Origin of the sequence: Xanthomonas sp. XNM01, assembly GCF_014851915.1 — a bacterium.
GTDB lineage: Bacteria > Pseudomonadota > Gammaproteobacteria > Xanthomonadales > Xanthomonadaceae > Pseudoxanthomonas.
In genome coordinates, this window is the sequence record NZ_JACVAP010000002.1 from 111,090 (window position 1) to 126,938 (window position 15,849).

Here is a 15,849-nt window from a genome sequence, read left to right on the forward strand (position 1 = left end):
CGCAGCCTCTGTCGGCGGCGCTGTGGACGCGTCCGCTTGCCAGGACGGAAGCCATCATCGGGGCGCGTGCTGTCGCTGCATGGCGCTGCCGCACAAGTGCCGTGCATCAGCGGCGGTGCGTGACTTCTGTCGTGTCTGCACGGCGTGCGTGGCTCCATCGTGCCGGCACGTATGGCATGGGCTTCAATGCCTCTGTGCCGCAGCGCCTGCCGAATCCAGGAGCTGTCGCCGTACTCCGCGCATCTGCGGGGCCGCACTGATGCTGTGGGCCTGCATCCTGCTGCCGCAGCTGGCGCTGGACGCCGTGCTGCGCCGCCACCCCGATGCCGAGGCGCCGCTGGCCCTGGTCGGCGGGCCGGCGCAGCTGCGCAGCCTGCATGCGGTCAATGCCGCTGCGGCGCAGGCCGGGCTGGCGCCGGGCATGCGTCTGACCGCCGCGCACGCGCTGCTGCCGCAGTTCGCTATGGTCGACCACGATCCGCAGGACGAGGCGCGCACCCACCGGTTCCTCGCCGCATGGGCCTACCGCCACAGCTCGCTGGTCAGCCTGCAGTGGAACGCGGCGATCGTGCTGGAGGCCGGCGCCAGCTTCCGCCTGTTCGGGCCGTGGCCGCAGTTCGAACAGCGGCTGCGCAGCGAACTCGACCGGCTCGGCTTCCGTCACCGCATCGCGCTGGCGCCCACCCCGCGCGCGGCGCGGGTGCTGGCCGGCCTGCGCGACGGCATGGCGGTGATGACGCCCGATGCGCTGCCGCGCCTGCTCGATGGCGTGCCGGCCCGGCGTGCGGCGCTGCCCGACGACAGCGGCGTGCGCCTGCAGCGCATGGGCATCCGCACCCTGGGCCAGCTGCGCGCGCTGCCGGCCGATGCGCTGCGCCGCCGCTTCGGCCTGCCGCTGCTCGAGCATCTGCAGCGGCTGTACGGCGAGGCCGACGATCCGCTGGACTGCTACCTGCCGCCGGATCATTTCGACGCGCGCGTCGAGCTGGGCTACGAGGTCGAGACCCACACCGCGCTGCTGTTCCCGCTGCGCCGGCTGGTCGGCGACCTGTGCACCTACCTGTCGATCCGCGATGGCGGCGTGCAGCGCTTCGTGCTGCGGCTGGAGCACGAGCAGGGCCACACCGATGTCGCCGTCGGCCTGCTGGCGCCCGAGCGCAGCCCGGCGATGCTGTTCGAACTGGCACGCGGGCGGCTGGAGCGGGCCGAACTGGACCGGCCGGTGGTCGCGCTGCGCCTGCTGGCGCGCGAGTTGCCGCCGTTCGTGCCGGCGATGCAGGACCTGTTCGCGCAGCGCTCGCAGCAGGCGCTGGACTGGCCGCAGCTGCGCGAGCGCCTGCGTGCGCGGCTGGGCGATGGCGCGGTGTACCGGGTCGCGCCGCAGGGCGATCCGCGCCCGGAGCGCGCCTGGGCGCGCGTGCTCGGCGACGAGGCCGTGCAACAGGCGCCGGTGCGCCCGCCGCGGCCGACCTGGCTGCTGCCGGCGCCAGTGCCGCTGCACGATGCGCGCCTGCGCGTGCTGTCCGGCCCGGAGCGGCTGGAGAGCGGATGGTGGGACGAGGGCGACGTGCGCCGCGACTACTACGTGGTCGAGACCGGGCGTGGCCAGCGCGGCTGGGCGTTCCAGCAGGCCGGCGAGCGCGACGGCGGCTGGATGCTGCACGGCTGGTTCGCATGAGCTGGGACGATGCGGTCGACGGCGTCGATGCCGACACACCCGGCGGGCGCATGCCGCGTGCCTGGCAGGTGGCCGCGCGCCTGCGCGGCGCCGCCAACGACGATGCGCCAGCGCCGCGCGGCGACGACGACCTGCCGGCCTATGCCGAGCTGCACTGCCTGTCCGACTTCTCGTTCCTGCGCGGCGCCAGCGATGCCGAAGCCCTGTTCCAGCGTGCCGTGCAGTGCGGCTACAGCGCGCTGGCGATCACCGACGAGTGCTCGCTGGCCGGCATCGTGCGCGCGCTGGAGGCCTCGGAAGCCACGGGGCTGAAGCTGGTCGTCGGCAGCGAATTCACCCTGGTCGACGGCCTGCGCTGCGTGCTGCTGGTCGAACACCGCGCCGGCTACACCCGCCTGTGCGAGCTGATCACCACCGCCCGGCGTGCGGCGACCAAGGGCCGTTACCGGCTGGGCCGCGACGATGTGGAGCGGGTGATCGCCGCGGCGGCCGCGGAGCGGGAAGCCGCTGCTGCCGACGAGGAGCGGCTGCCGGAGGCTGGTGTCGGCGAGCGGCCAGCCGCTTCTGTCGACGCTGGTCAGCTGATCGCCTCTGCTGCGTTGGAGCAGACCTTCACGCCGGTTGCAGGGAGGCAGACGGCCGCTACCGTGGTGCCGAACGCCATCCGCGCGCCTGCGCCGGTCGGCACCGGTGGTGACGGGGATGCTGCCCGCGGCACGGGCGGACGCCATTGGGACCTGCACGACCAGGCCGTCGTCGCGCGTGGTCTGCCCCACCATGTGTTGGCGGAACAGGTGGACGGCGAACACTTGGATCACGAGCAACGCCAAGCCCCGGGCGAAGCATCGCGGAAGTGGCGGAATCAAGGTGGCAGCCGAAGCGGAGACGCGCCCCGGAGCGGAGGGGCAGGCGCGCGACGGCATGCGCCGACGTCGATGGGCCAGGACTGCGGCCTGTTCGCGCTGTGGCTGCCCGGTGCCGAGCCGGATCCGGAGCAGGGCCGCTGGCTGCGTCGCGTGTTCGGCGAGCGTGCGTATCTGGCGGTGGAACTGCACCGCGAGACCGACGACGCGGCGCGGCTCGCGCAGCTGCTGGCACTCGCCGAGACCGTGCAGCTGACGCCGCTGGCCAGCGGCGACGTGCACATGGCGCAGCGCCGCGACCGCGCGCTGCAGGACACGCTGACCGCGATCCGCCACTGCACCACGCTGGCCGAAGCCGGCGCGCTGCTGTTCCGCAATGGCGAGCGCCATCTGCGCAGCCGTCGCGCGCTGGGCAACATCCATCCGCATCACCTGCTGCAGGCCACGGTCGATCTCGCTACGCGCTGCCGCTTCGGCATGCGCGAGGTGAAGTACGACTATCCGAAGGAACTGGTGCCGGACGGCCATACCCCGACCAGCTGGCTGCGCTGCCTGACCGAGGCCGGGATGAAGGAACGCTGGCCGGATGGCGTGCCCGACAAGGTGCGGGTGCAGATCGATGAAGAGCTGGACCTGATCGCCAGGTTGAAATACGAAGCCTTCTTCCTGACGGTCGAGGACATCGTCCGCTTCGCCAGGGGCCGCAACATCCTCTGCCAGGGCCGTGGCTCGTCGGCCAATTCCGCCGTGTGCTTCGCGCTCGGCGTCACCGTGGTGAACCCGGCCGAGACCCGGCTGCTGATCTCGCGCTTCCTGTCCGAGGAGCGCAAGGAGCCGCCGGACATCGACGTCGATTTCGAGCACGAGCGGCGCGAGGAGGTGATGCAGTACGTCTACACCAAGTACGGCAGGCAGCGGGCCGCGCTCGCCGCCACGGTGATCAGCTACCGCGGCAAGAGCGCGGTGCGCGACGTGGCCAAGGCCTTCGGTCTGCCGCCGGACCAGATCGGCCTGCTGGCCGACTGTTTCGGCTGGGGCAATGGCGACACGCCGATGCGGCAGCGCCTGGAGGAAGCCGGCTTCGATCCGGACAACCCGCTGATCGCGAAGGTGCTGGGGCTGGCGGGGATGATCAACGGCCATCCGCGGCACCTGTCGCAGCATGTCGGCGGCTTCGTGATCTCCGATGCGTCGCTGTCGGCGCTGGTGCCGGTGGAGAACGCGGCGATGGCCGACCGCACCATCATCCAGTGGGACAAGGACGACCTGGAGACGCTGGGCCTGCTCAAGGTCGACTGCCTGGCGCTGGGCATGCTGACCTGCATCCGCAAGGCGCTGGAGCTGGTCGAGCGGCATCGCGGCTTCCGTCCCGACATCGCGCGGTTGCCGAAGGAAGACGAGGCTTCCACCTACGCGATGATGCAGATCGCCGATACCGTCGGCGTGTTCCAGATCGAGTCGCGCGCGCAGATGAGCATGCTGCCGCGGCTGAAGCCGAGGGTGTTCTACGACCTGGTGGTGCAGGTGGCCATCGTCCGGCCCGGTCCGATCCAGGGCGGCATGGTGCATCCGTACCTGCGCCGGCGCATGGGCAAGGAGCCGGTGACCTATCCCTCCGACGGGGTGCGGGAGATCCTCGGTGCGACCCTGGGCATCCCGCTGTTCCAGGAGCAGGTGATGGAACTGGTGATCCATGCCGGCTACACGCCGGATCAGGCCGATGGCCTGCGTCGCTCGATGGCGGCATGGAAGCGCGGCGGCGACATGGAACCGCACCGGGTCCGCATCCGCGAGCTGATGGAGGGCAAGGGCTATTCCGCCGAGTTCATCGACCAGATCTTCGAGCAGATCAAGGGCTTCGGTTCCTATGGATTTCCGCAGAGCCACGCGGCCTCGTTCGCCAAGCTGGTCTACATCAGCTGCTGGCTGAAGCGGCACGAGCCGGCGGCGTTCGCCTGCGCGCTGCTCAACGCGCAGCCGATGGGCTTCTACTCGGCCAGCCAGATCGTGCAGGACGCGCGCCGCGGACGCGGCGGCCGGGTCGGCATCGAGGTGCGGCCGGTGGACGTGCAGCACAGCGACTGGGACAACACGCTGGAAGGCGGGCACCACCGCGCCCACCAGGACGATGGCGGCCAGGCCGCGCTGCGGCTGGGCCTGCGCCAGGTGGCCGGGCTGTCGCAGGCCGTGGCCGAACGGATCATGGACGCCCGCGCGCGCCACGCATTCCGCGATGTCGCCGACCTGTGCCGGCGTGCCGATCTGGATGCGAAGGCGCGCGAGGCGCTGGCCGAGGCCGGCGCACTGCAGGCGCTGGCCGGCAACCGCAATGCCGCGCGCTGGGCGGTGGCCGGGATCGAGCGCCGCCTGCCGCTGCTGCCGGGCAGCCCTGACGAGACGCCGATCGACCTGCCGGCGCCGCGGATCGGCGAGGAGATCCTGTCCGACTACCGCAGCACCGGGTTGAGCCTGGAGCGGCATCCGATGGCGCTGCTGCGGCCGCGCATGGTCGAGCGCCGCATCATCGGCTCGCGCGACCTGCAGCAGCGCCGGCACGGCAGCGGCGTGCATGTGGCCGGCCTGGTCACCCAGCGCCAGCGCCCGGCCACGGCCAAGGGCACGATCTTCGTGACGCTGGAGGATGAGCACGGCATGGTCAACGTGATCGTCTGGCCGCACCTGGCGATGCGCCGGCGGCTGGCCCTGCTGCAGTCGCGGCTGCTGGCCGTGCGCGGGCGCTGGGAGCGCGTGGACGGCGTCTCCCACCTGATCGCAGGCGACCTGCACGACCTCAGCGACCTGCTGGGCTCGCTGCAGATCGATTCGCGGGATTTCCATTGATGCGGCGTCCCGCACAACCGCTGCCTCCCGCGTTTCTGCCTGTATCGGTCGGCATGCAGTGGCCGGTCGGCAGCGTGCCGGCGGACTCCCGCGTGCGATCGCCCGATGTCGAGCGCACGGATGGTCGCGATCGGATGCCTGCGCCGCGCTGCGCGAGGCAGATGCGCCGGGCTGCGCTGCCTGGGTGCAGGCAGGTTCATGTGGGCGTGGGCACTTCTGCGGCACGGGCCGTCTCTGCGGGGCGCCGGCAGGCAACGCATGCGCCCACCGGCGTGCAAGCCGGATGGATGTCCCGATGCATTCCTCTGGCATGGACCATCGCGGCCGGGCGTTCCGGCATCGTCCGGCGGCTGCCACCGCATGTCCTTCTGGTGGACGGAGGGAACGGACGTGGCGTCATGCGTCTTCCGCGGATGCCTGTCCACACGTCGCGTCATCGTACCCGGGCCGCAACAGGTGGCCCCGGATGCAGCGATTGGCGGAATGAGGGCGGGGCGTGCGTCCGGGATCACGGTTTGCCGCAGAGACGCGCCCATGCCACCACGCCATCCCGCCGCGTTCTTCCCGCTTTTCTGGATCGCGTTGCCCACGTGATCGCCATCTTTCGTACCGGATGATTCCATGGATCTGTTCTCCGCGTGTCCCCAGCAGCTCGTCGACGATGCCGAGGGCGGCATCCGCTACTGGCCGGAGGTGATCGGGCCGGCGCAGGCCGATGCCTGGTTCGCCGCGCTGGCAGCCGGTTGCGCCTGGCAGCACCAGCGCCGGCCGATGTACGAACGCGTGGTCGACGTGCCGCGGCTGCAGGCCTGGTACACGCTGGATGCGTTGCCGGGCGAGCTGCCGTTCGCCGCGATCCATGCACTGGTCCAGCAGCACGTGCCGGGCGGCTACACCGATGTCGGCCTGAACCTGTATCGCGACGGCCACGACAGCGTGGCGATGCATCACGACACGCTGGACGCGCTGGCCGACGGCGAGCCGATCGCGCTGCTGTCGCTGGGGGCGCCGCGGCGGATGAACATCCGCGCCAACGCCGGTGGCCGCGCGCTGGGCATCGACCTGCAGCCGGGCAGCCTGCTGGCGATGAGCCACGCCAGCCAGCTCACCCACCTGCATGGCATCCCCAAGACCACACGCCCGGTCGCGCCACGGATGAGCGTGGTGTTCCGCGCACGCCCGGCGCGGACGCTGCGCCGGTGGCGGAGCGAACGCGACGCCGGCATGCAGCCGGCAGCGTGGAATGGAATGCCGACCCCCGATGGCCGCGCGGGGCGGTAGGGACGGGTTCAATCACATCGATCCGTTCCCGGCCGGCGCGGCCAGGGCGATGTTCAACGGCCCGCACCTGCGTCGCGGCAACTGCGCCATCTCCGTCGCGGCCAATGCGCGATGGCGCATGGCGGTCGCCGCTGCGGCGGCTCCTACAGGCGGAAGGCGTTCCGGGCAGGCGAACAGCGCTCATCCACTGGAGCGGGCTCCGCCTGCATCCCTCTCGGGGGAGCACGGCCGCCATCGCTCGGTTGCGGCCAATGCGCCACACGCCATTACACCATCGCGCATGGCGGTCGCCGCTGGGGCGGCTCCTGCGTGGGGACGATGCTCCGTGCACACGACCGGCACATCCATCCTGTCGCGTTCACGCGGGGCGGGCGACAATGCCGCCCCGCACTGTCCCTCGGGCTCGAGTTGAAGCCGGAACGCCTGCTGCCGCTGATCGTCGCCACCGCGCTGTTCATCGAGAACATGGACTCGACCGCGATCGCGACCTCGCTGCCGGTGATGGCCGAGGAACTGGGCGTGGAGGCGGTGGTGCTGAAGCTGGCGATGACCAGCTACATGATCGCGCTGGCGGTGTTCATCCCGGTCAGCGGCTGGGTCGCCGACCGCTTCGGCGCGCGGCCGACTTTCATGAGCGCGATCGCGGTGTTCCTGCTCGGCTCGGTCGGCTGCGCGGTGTCGGTCAACATGGAGACGCTGGTCGCCGCGCGCTTCCTGCAGGGCGTGGGCGGGGCGATGATGGTGCCGGTCGGACGCCTGGTGCTGCTGCGCAGCGTGGCCAAGGCCGACCTGGTGCGCGCGTTGAGCTGGCTGACCATTCCCGCGCTGCTCGGCCCGATCCTCGGCCCCATGCTGGGCGGCCTGATCACCACCTACGGGCACTGGCGCGGCATCTTCCTGATCAACATCCCGATCGGCCTGCTCGGCATCTGGCTGGCGTGGAAGCACATCCCGCTGCTGCGCGAGCCGGTGGAGACGCTGGACTGGCGCGGTTTCGCCCTGTCGGCCACCGGCCTGGCGCTGACGATGTTCGGCCTGGCCACGCTGGGCCGGCACATGATCGGCACCGGGCTGGCACTGGGCTGCGTGGCGCTGGGCGCAACCGCGCTGCTGCTGTACGTGCGGCATGCGCGGCATCATCCGCATCCGCTGATCGATCTGGAACTGTTCCGGGTGCCGACCTTCCGCGTCGGCGTGCTCGGCGGCTCGCTGTTCCGCATCGGCATCGGCGCGATCCCGTTCCTGCTGCCGCTGATGCTGCAGCTCTCGTTCGGGCTCGATCCGTTCCAGTCCGGCCTGGTGACGTTCACCTCAGCGGTCGGCGCGATGTTCATGAAGACGCTGGCGGCGACCATCATCCGCCGCTTCGGCTTCCGCCGGGTGCTGGTGGCCAATGCGGCGCTGGCCTCGCTGATGCTGTGCGGCTACGGCCTGTTCCGGGCCGACACGCCGTACGCGCTGATGGTCGGCGTGCTGCTGCTGGGCGGCTGCTTCCGCTCGCTACAGTTCACCGCGCTCAACGCGGTGGTCTATGCCGACATCGAAACCTCGCGGATGTCGCGCGCCACCAGCCTGGCCGCGGTCGCCCAGCAGGTCTCGCTCACCCTGGGCATCACCCTGGGCGGCTACGTGCTGACCGTGGCCAGCGTGGCGACCGGCACCGAGACCGAGGCGCCGGCCAACTTCACCATCGCCTTCCTGGTGATCGGCCTGGTCTCGCTGTGCTCGGTGCTGTCGATGCGCCGGCTGGCGCCCGATGCCGGCGCCGAGATGGCCGGCCGCGCCCAGCCGGGCGGGGAAGTGCACGATCCCAAGCCGATGGCGCGGCCGCAGACCTGAGACGGGGCCCACAGGCGATCCCGGTACGACGCTGCGCTGCGCGTGAGGGAGTGACGATGACGCCGAGGGCGATCGCACGGCGTGCGATGTTCCGGCATGTCCGGGGGATGGGCGGATGCTGCCTGGGGGCGGCGGACCGGCCAGTCCGGACCGGCCCTGATCCGCTGCCACCGCCCTGCATCGGGCCGGCGCCGCGAGCGGCGCGGACGCCTCGACATCCGTGCACGATCCCAAGCCGATGGCGCGGCTGCAGACCTGAGACGGGCGCCCACCGGCGATCCCGGTACGACGCTGTGCTGCGCGTGAGGGAGTGACGATGACGCCGAGGGCGATCGCACGGCGTGCGATGTTCCGGCATGTCCAAGGGGGGGATGGTGGGGGCGGCGGTCCGGCCCGTCCGGACCGGCCCTGATCCGCTGCCACCGCCCTGCATCGGGCCGGCGCCGCGAGCGGCGCGGACGCCTCGACGTCGGCGCATCGGGTCGTGCCGGAGTCATCGCGGTCGCCGCCGGATGCATCTGGCTGTCCGGGGAACACCCACGCCCGGCTGGTCGCGACGATATCGTCGCCACGGGACCGCGGCGTCCTCGCCCTGTTCCTGGCCGGGCGCACGCCGTGGTGATCGTCCGGCGGCCTGCGGTCTGGCGCGGTGTCCGGAGGCTGGGCGGTCGTGCACAGGCCAGGGCAGGCCGACCCCGTCGTGTCGTGCTCCGGGGGCGACCGATGGCACCTCCAGCCGTGGCCGTCTGCCTGTATCGTGTCGTGCTTTCGCCCCGTGGATTCCAGCCCGATGTCCGTCGACCGCGCCCCAACGCCCGCGAACAGCCAGACCGCCGCACATACCCTCAAACCCCGCCAGCTGATCATGATGGGCCTGGGCAGCGCGATCGGCGCCGGCCTGTTCCTCGGCTCCGGCGTGGGCGTGCAGGTGGCCGGTCCGGCGGTGCTGCTCTCGTACCTGGTCGCCGGCGCGCTGGTGATCATCGTGATGAACGCGCTGGGCGAGATGGCCGCGGCGCGGCCGACCCGCGGCGCGTTCTCGGTCTACGCGGCCGACGCGCTCGGCGCCACCGCCGGTGCCACCGTCGGCTGGCTGTGGTGGGTGCAGCTGGTCATCGTGATCGCGGCCGAGGCGGTCGGTGCGGCCGGCCTGCTGGCCACGCTGTGGCCCGGGCTGTCGGTCCCGGCGATGGCGCTGCTGTTCATGGCGGTGTTCACCGCGATCAACCTGCTGGGCGTGCGCAACTTCGGCGAGTTCGAGTTCTGGTTCGCGATCCTCAAGGTCGTGGCCATCGTCGCCTTCATCCTGATCGGTGCCGCGCTGCTGCTGGGCTGGCTGCCGGACGTGCCGTCGCCGGGCCTGGCCAACTTCACCGAGCATGGTGGTTTTGCCCCGCATGGCCTGGCTGGCGTCGGCGCGGCGCTGCTGGTGGTGGTGTTCGCGTTCGGCGGCACCGAGATCGTCGCGGTGGCCGCGGCCGAGACCGAGAATCCCGAACGCAGCGTGGCCCGTGCGATCCGCACCGTGGCCTGGCGCATCCTGGTGTTCTACATCGGCTCGCTGAGCGTGATCATCGCGGTGGTGCCGTGGACCAGCCCGGCGCTGAAGTCGCCGTTCGCCGCAGTGCTGCAGGCGGCCAACATCCCCGGTGCGGCCGCGGCGATCACCCTGGTCGCGGTGATCGCGCTGCTGTCGGCGCTCAATGCCAACCTCTACGGCGCTTCGCGGATGATCCAGTCGCTGGCGCAGCGGCGCGAAGCCCCGGCGCTGCTCGGCCGCTCGGATGCGCGGCTGGTACCGGTGGCCGCGGTGCTGGCCAGCGTGCTGTTCGGCTTCACCGCCGCCGGCCTGGAGCTGCTGTTCCCCGAGCGCGTGCTGCCGACCCTGCTCAACATCGTCGGCTCGACCTGCCTGCTGGTCTGGACCATCGCGCTGCTGTCGCAGCTGGTGCTGCGCCGCCGTGCCGACAAGGCCGGCACGCCGCTGCCGTTCCGTATGGCCGGCTTCCCGTTCCTGACCGTGTTCGCGCTGGGCATCCTCGCGCTGATCTTCGCGCTGCTGCTGAGCGGCGAGCAGACGCGGGTGCAGTTCCTGTCGATGGCGGCATTGACCGCGCTGATCGCGGCGGGCAGCGCGCTGGCGCGGCGGGCGCGGTAAGCCTTCGTCCGCCTGCTGCGCAGGGTTTGAGCGGGCGAGGGCAGGCTCCCGTTCCGGCCCTCGCCCGGGGACACGCCCGCCCGTTCACCAGTGCCGGCGTTGCCGTTGGCGCAACGCTCGGCGACGCAGGCGCTTACGCTCCTGCGTTCGCCGTTCGCCGTTCGCCGTTCGCTCGGGTTTTGCTCCTGCTCCACGGCTCTTGACCTTCCAATGCCGTGAAGCGAGCCGAGCATCGCAGCAGGCGCGGGGACGAAGAGGCCCACGTGTCCGAACGCAGCGGGTTGTGGGCCGTCCCGAAAAGGGGACAAGGCCCCACGCCTGCGAGAAACGCAGGGCACCGGCGTGGCGCAGCCGCGTCGGCTCGCGGACCGGCTGTGCTTTCTTTTGGTTGCTTTTCTTTGCACAGGCAAAGAAAAGCGACTCGCTCCCGCCCGCGACAGCGGGTAGAGCGAAAGCTCTGCTGCTGCTTCAGCTTCTGCCTTGGCTGTGACTGGCTGAAAGGCGACGGCAACGGCCGAAGCCATGGCTTCAAAGCAACGGCAATGGCGGAAGCCAGGGCTTCAGGGCAACGGCTTCCGCGCTGTTGCGCGGCTTACTTTTGTCTTGTCAAAAGTAAGCAAAACCGCCGTCGCCGGACGCGATCCGGCGCTACGCGCCGGTGCCCTGTGCTTCTCGGATGACAGGGCTCGCTGCCCAAACTCGCTTCGCTCAGACAAGGGCAGCTCTTCGGCTCTGCCACCCTGCGATGCTCGGCTCGCTCTACGGCTCGAGTGGATCAAAAGCCGAAACCAAGGCAACGGCCCAAAGCCAAAGGCAAAGGCAAAGGCAAAGCCGAGCAAGATCACGGCAACGGCAACGGCAACGGCAACGGCAGACCTTCGGCCTGCCCCGGCGGAGCGGGCAGGCTCAGTGCAGCAGCTTCTTCCACCAGGACTTGGCTGCAGGCGGCTCCGGCTCGATCGCTTCGTGCTGCAGCGACATCACCTGGCGGTCGTCGCCCAGTGCGGACGGGCCGTAGACCACCTTGATGCGCTCTTCGTCGCTGCTGCCGAGCGTGTCGCCGTCGCCGATCACCAGACCGTTCTCGATCAGGTAATGGCAGATGCCGGTCAGGCGGCCGAACACGTCCTCGGCGCTCTCGTCGGTGGACGGGATCTCGATGTCCATCAGGCCGAGCATGTCCATGCCGCGGGTATGGCCGGTCATCACCCCGTCCGGGCGCTGGCCGACGTTGATCGCCACCCATGCCAGCGGCATCGGTTCGGGCAGCATGTCCCTGGCCAGTTCGCGGAACAGCGCCGGCAGGACGACGTGGTTGGCGCTGCCGAAATACACGGCCTGGATGCTGTCGGACAGCGCGATCGCGGAGGCCAGCACCCTGCTCAGCAGGGCCGCCTGGGCGATGGCGCCGGGAGCATCGGCGTCTTCCCCGCCGAAGTGCATCACCGTGACGATGGTATGCGCGGCATAGCCCTCGGGCGCCGGCGTGGCGTTGGGCCAGAGCCGGCTGTGGGCGCAGAGGGCGGCGATGTCGTCGCCGATGGGCGCCGGGATCGGCATGAGTGCGATCAGGTAGCCGTCGTAGTCGATGCCCAGCACCTGGCTGTCGCCGTTCCCGTCGGCCTGCAGTTCCTCGCGTGGCGTCGGCCGCAGCAGGTCCGGATCCAGGTCGGGCCAGTCGCTGCGCAGCTGCGCGATCAGGGCGGGGGCATCGAGCTGCGGATCGATCTGCGACTGCAGCAGCATGGCGAGGCTGACGGCCATCCGTGATTCTCGTCGAGGAAGCGGGGGAGCATTGGACGCAGCGGCGCGCCGCGATTCAAGCCCGAGGCGGCCGCAGTGTGACCGGGCCTCCGGAAACGACACGGCCCGCCATGGAGGCGGGCCGTGAGGTGAAACGCGCAGGGACTGCGGTCAGGCGACCACGTCGTCCTTGTAGGCGTCGACCGGGATGCAGGAGCACATCACGTTCTTGTCGCCGTGCACGTTGTCCACGCGCGCCACCGGCGGCCAGTACTTGGCCTGTTTCAGCGAGGCCAGCGGGAAGGCCGCCAGCTCGCGCGGGTAGGCGTGGGTCCACTCGCTGGCGGTGACCTGCATCGCGGTGTGCGGGGCGTGCTTGAGCGGGTTGTCCTCGCGGTCCAGGCGGCCGTCCTCGACCGCGGCGATCTCCTCGCGGATCTGGATCATCGCGTCGATGAAGCGGTCCAGTTCGTGCTGCGATTCGCTCTCGGTCGGCTCGACCATCAGCGTGCCGGCGACCGGGAAGCTCAGGGTCGGGGCGTGGAAGCCGAAGTCGATCAGACGCTTGGCCACGTCCTCGGCGCCGATGCCGGTGGCCTTCTCCAGCGGACGCACGTCGAGGATGCACTCGTGCGCGACCAGCCCGTTGCGGCCGGTGTAGAGCGTCTTGAAGTGTGGGGCCAGACGCTTTGCGATGTAGTTGGCGTTGAGCAGGGCGACCTGGGTCGCCTTGCGCAGGCCGGCCGCGCCCATCAGGGTGATGTACATCCAGCTGATCGGCAGGATCGAAGCCGAGCCGAAGCTGGCTGCCGAGACCATGCCGACTTCGCCCTCGCCACCGAGCGTGCGCGGCAGGAACGGGGCCAGGTGCGACTTGACCGCACACGGGCCGACGCCCGGGCCGCCGCCGCCATGCGGGATGCAGAAGGTCTTGTGCAGGTTCAGGTGCGACACGTCCGAGCCCCACTTGCCGGGCTTGGCCACGCCGACCAGCGCGTTCATGTTGGCGCCGTCGGTGTACACCTGGCCGCCGTGCTTGTGGACGATCTCGCAGATCTCGACCACTTCCTCCTCGAACACGCCGTGCGTGGACGGGTAGGTGATCATGATCGCGGCCAGGCGGTCGCTGTACTTCTCGGCGTTGACACGGATGTCTTCGAGGTCGACGTTGCCGTTGGCGTCGGTCTTGGTGACCACCACCTTCATGCCGCACATCTGCGCCGAGGCCGGGTTGGTGCCGTGCGCCGAGTCCGGGATCAGGCAGATGTCGCGATGGCCCTCACCGCGCGCGCGGTGGTAGGCGCGGATCGCCAGCAGGCCGGCGTATTCGCCCTGAGCGCCGGAGTTGGGCTGCAGGCTGACCGCGTCGTAGCCGGTGCATTCGACCAGCATCGCTTCCAGGCCGTCGATCAGCTCCCTGTAGCCCAGCGCCTGTTCGGCCGGGACCAGCGGATGGATGTTGCCGAACTCCGGCCAGGTCACCGGGATCATCTCGGCGGTGGCGTTGAGCTTCATCGTGCACGAGCCCAGCGGGATCATCGTGCGGTCCATCGCCAGGTCCTTGTCGGCCAGCGCACGCAGGTAGCGCAGCAGTTCGTGCTCGCTGTGGTGGGTGTTGAACACCGGGTGGGTCAGGAACGCGCTGCCGCGCTTCAGGCCTTCCGGCAGCGCGTCGGCGGTGGCCGCATCCAGCGCATCCACGTCGAGGGTGGCACCAAACAGCTGGCCGATCGCGACGATGTCGCTGCGGGTGGTGGTCTCGTCCAGGCTGATGCCCAGCGAGGCGCTGTCGATCGCGCGCAGGTTGATGCCGACGCCGCGCGCGCGTGCGTGGATCGCTTCGGCATCGACGCCGGTGACGTGCAGGGTGTCGAAGAAGCGCTCGCCGACGCTGACGCCGGCGCTACGCAGCGCGGCGGCCAGGATCGCGGCCAGGCGGTGGGTGCGTTTGGCAATCCGGGTCAGGCCCTCGGGGCCGTGGTAGACCGCGTACATCGAGGCCATCACCGCCAGCAGCACCTGTGCGGTGCAGATGTTGGAGGTCGCCTTCTCGCGGCGGATGTGCTGCTCGCGGGTCTGCAGGGTCAGGCGGTAGGCGGGGTTGCCGGCGGCGTCGATCGACACGCCGATCAGGCGGCCCGGCATCGAGCGCTTGTAGGCGTCGCGGCAGGCCATGAAGGCCGCATGCGGGCCGCCGAAACCGAACGGAACGCCGAAACGCTGCGAGTTGCCGACCACGATGTCCGCGCCCCATTCGCCGGGCGCGGCGATCAGGGTCAGGGCGAGCAGGTCGGTGGCCACGGCGACCAGGCCGCCGCGCGCGTGCACCGCATCGGCCAGCGCCTTGTGGTCACCGATGTGGCCGAAGGTGTCGGGATACTGCAGCAGCACGCCGAACGCGTCGGCCTCCAGCGCCTGCTCCGGCGTGCCCAGTTCCAGCACGATGCCCAGCGGCTCGGCGCGGGTGCGCAGCAGCTCCAGGGTCTGCGGGTGCACCGCGTCGTGGACGAAGAACACGTCCGACTTCGACTTGGCCGATCGCTTGGCCAGGGTCATCGCCTCGGCCGCGGCGGTGGCCTCGTCCAGCAGCGAGGCGTTGGCGATCTCCATGCCGGTCAGGTCGGCGCACATGGTCTGGAAGTTGATCAGCGCTTCCATGCGGCCCTGCGAGATTTCCGCCTGGTACGGGGTATAGGCGGTGTACCAGGCCGGGTTCTCGAGGATGTTGCGCAGGATGACGTTCGGCGTGTGGGTGCCGTAGTAGCCCTGGCCGATGAAGCTGCGGAACACCTGGTTCTTCAGCGCGACGCCGCGGATCTTGGCCAGCGCCTCGACCTCGGTGACGCCGTCGGGCAGCGCCAGCGGGGCGGGGGACTTGATCGAACCGGGGACGATGGCGTCGGTGAGGGCGTCCAGCGAGGCGTGGCCGACCACGTCCAGCATGGTGGCGATCTCGGCGTCGTTCGGGCCGATGTGGCGCTCGACGAAGGCCGAATGGAATTCCAGGTCGCGCAGCGAGGGAGTGTTCTGAGACATGGCAGGACGTCCGGCAGGGGCATGGTGGACACGCGCGGGTCCGCGCGTGTGGTGCCCCTCTGTCCTTTTGCCTGAGAGTTTGGAAGCTGCGCGGACGAGGTCGCGGCTTCGTGCCCCTTCGGCGCCGGCGCTGGCCCCGTGGGGCGGCCGGTCTCTCCAGAGTGTTGGATGGCGGTGGTATCGGGCCTGAGCGATTACGGGCGTTTGCGCCTTCGGCAGCGGGTCGCCCCGCTTCTCCCACCTGTACTGCGGGGGCGATTATAGCGGGCCGCGGGCCGGGCAACGCACACGCCGCGCGGCCGGCCGGGGAGGCATGGCTTACCATGCTCGCCTGTCCCGCCTGCGTCGGACCATGCACACGTCCACCGATACACCTTCCGAAGCGGAGGCCTCCACGGCCAGGGCGCCGG

At 70.5% G+C, this 15,849-nt stretch carries 7 protein-coding genes and 1 riboswitch; of the genes, 5 read left to right on the top strand and 2 right to left on the bottom strand.

Annotated features, from left to right (window positions below; translation table 11 throughout):
* The first annotated feature begins 259 nt into the window (after positions 1–259).
* The 5 genes from IB242_RS08045 to IB242_RS08070 all read left to right on the top strand — a co-directional run bounded on the left by IB242_RS08045 (position 260) and on the right by IB242_RS08070 (position 10,660).
* Entirely contained in the window at positions 260–1,678 is a 1,419-nt protein-coding gene (locus tag IB242_RS08045) for a DNA polymerase Y family protein (RefSeq protein WP_192277983.1), read from the top strand.
* Positions 1,675–5,382: an error-prone DNA polymerase gene (locus IB242_RS08055; RefSeq protein ID WP_225540341.1), complete on the top strand. Its 3,708-nt coding sequence runs from the start codon at positions 1,675–1,677 to the stop codon at positions 5,380–5,382. The genes IB242_RS08045 and IB242_RS08055 overlap by 4 nt, the downstream gene beginning before the upstream one ends.
* 621 nt (positions 5,383–6,003) lie before the next feature.
* Positions 6,004–6,663: an alpha-ketoglutarate-dependent dioxygenase AlkB gene (locus IB242_RS08060; RefSeq protein WP_192277985.1), complete on the top strand. Its 660-nt coding sequence runs from the start codon at positions 6,004–6,006 to the stop codon at positions 6,661–6,663.
* Positions 6,664–7,071: 408 nt separating this feature from the next.
* Positions 7,072–8,502 carry an MFS transporter gene (locus IB242_RS08065; RefSeq protein ID WP_225540343.1) on the top strand — a complete coding sequence of 477 codons (1,431 nt, stop codon included), beginning with the start codon at positions 7,072–7,074 and terminating at the stop codon, positions 8,500–8,502.
* Positions 8,503–9,292: 790 nt separating this feature from the next.
* Entirely contained in the window at positions 9,293–10,660 is a 1,368-nt protein-coding gene (locus tag IB242_RS08070) for an amino acid permease (RefSeq protein WP_192277989.1), read from the top strand.
* Between the two features lie 906 nt (positions 10,661–11,566).
* Here IB242_RS08070 and IB242_RS08075 read toward each other — a convergent pair.
* Together IB242_RS08075 and gcvP are read right to left on the bottom strand one after the other, a co-directional pair.
* Positions 11,567–12,424 carry a DUF4261 domain-containing protein gene (locus IB242_RS08075; protein WP_192277991.1) on the bottom strand — a complete coding sequence of 286 codons (858 nt, stop codon included), beginning with the start codon at positions 12,422–12,424 and terminating at the stop codon, positions 11,567–11,569.
* A gap of 150 nt (positions 12,425–12,574) precedes the next feature.
* On the bottom strand, positions 12,575–15,439 hold the full coding sequence (gcvP, locus tag IB242_RS08080) for an aminomethyl-transferring glycine dehydrogenase (protein ID WP_192277993.1): 2,865 nt from the start codon (positions 15,437–15,439) through the stop codon (positions 12,575–12,577).
* 49 nt (positions 15,440–15,488) lie between these two features.
* Positions 15,489–15,609, bottom strand: a riboswitch (glycine riboswitch).
* Positions 15,610–15,849: the final 240 nt, after the last annotated feature.

Excerpts from the sequence above, each read along its gene's own strand:
- IB242_RS08075 (WP_192277991.1), bottom strand. The coding sequence starts at position 12,424 with ATGGCCGTCAGCCTCGCCATGCTGCTGCAGTCGCAGATCGATCCGCAG.
- IB242_RS08045 (WP_192277983.1), top strand. The coding sequence starts at position 260 with ATGCTGTGGGCCTGCATCCTGCTGCCGCAGCTGGCGCTGGACGCCGTG.
- gcvP (WP_192277993.1), bottom strand. The coding sequence starts at position 15,439 with ATGTCTCAGAACACTCCCTCGCTGCGCGACCTGGAATTCCATTCGGCC.
- IB242_RS08060 (WP_192277985.1), top strand. The coding sequence starts at position 6,004 with ATGGATCTGTTCTCCGCGTGTCCCCAGCAGCTCGTCGACGATGCCGAG.
- IB242_RS08055 (WP_225540341.1), top strand. The coding sequence starts at position 1,675 with ATGAGCTGGGACGATGCGGTCGACGGCGTCGATGCCGACACACCCGGC.
- IB242_RS08070 (WP_192277989.1), top strand. The coding sequence starts at position 9,293 with ATGTCCGTCGACCGCGCCCCAACGCCCGCGAACAGCCAGACCGCCGCA.